This window comes from Halobacillus sp. BBL2006, from assembly GCF_000786645.1.
GTDB lineage: Bacteria > Bacillota > Bacilli > Bacillales > Halobacillaceae > Halobacillus.
Map to the genome: position 1 here is coordinate 1 of NZ_JRNX01000667.1, position 1003 is coordinate 1003.

General features: G+C 40.7%; 1 pseudogene. It reads left to right on the forward strand.

Going from position 1 to position 1003, the window contains the following annotated elements:
* Positions 1-373: 373 nt before the first annotated feature.
* Positions 374-1003: pseudogene (locus LD39_RS17985) on the forward strand (DNA helicase); the annotation flags it as partial.

A 1003-nucleotide genomic window follows, 5' to 3' on the forward strand; every position in this document is an offset into this window, starting at 1 on the left:
TCTGCTTATGACGCGAGTGTCTGGGCGTTACAGCTAGACGAGCCCTTCCCCAACGACCCTAAAACTACATAAACATCTCGAAATCGAGTCTTCCAGAATTCTGCACGTTTGTTGAATAACATAATTGATAAATTGTTTATTTGTGAGTGAATCTATCACTAAAGAACAATAGCGATTGAGGAAAGAAGAAGAAGGTGCCCTAAGGACTAAGCTTCTTCCTTATCGATTACATACTGATTGTCTTTTCGAGTAAGGATATCTTTTGCCTTTACATATTTTGTGTGGTATCTTATTCTTCGTTGCTTTGAAGAAAACGACATGAAGGGCCAGCGCTCACACGTCATTCCAATGACATTGGAAGGGAGAATGACACATGACGAATAGCCACCCTGGATTACAAGAAGAGTTGGAACGTTTATCATTTACGAAAGCTTACATGGATCGTTTGATTGCCTCTCAGCAATCCGGACAGGAAGCCTTGAAGAAACGTCAGGAAGATACTTTAGCCCATCTTGATTTTAAAGATAGCAGTTTACGCTATCAAGAAATGCTTTCCCATGCGAACTTTATGAAGATGTCAAAAGACCAACTAGAAAGCCTCATTCATCTACGAAAGAAACCGTATTTTGCCCGCATTGATTTTCATCGCAAAGAAAAACCGGAACGTGAAGTCTTCTATATTGGAAAAATGTCACTATTTGATCGGGAAACCCAGCTTCCGATCATTTTGGATTGGCGTTCTCCACTCGCTAATGTTTATTATGAGGGGCGTATAGGAGAAGTCAGTTATGAAGCCCATGGAGAACATTATGAAGGAAACGTGTCCTTAAAGCGTCAGTACCAAATTGAGGATGGTAAGCTTGAGGATTTCCGGGACATCGATATCACAACAAAGGACGATTTACTTCAAGAGTCCCTTTCTCAAAATGCAGAAAACCGTTTGACAGAAATTGTTGCCACGATTCAAGAGGAACAGAATCAGGTGATTCGAGCAGATTTAAGA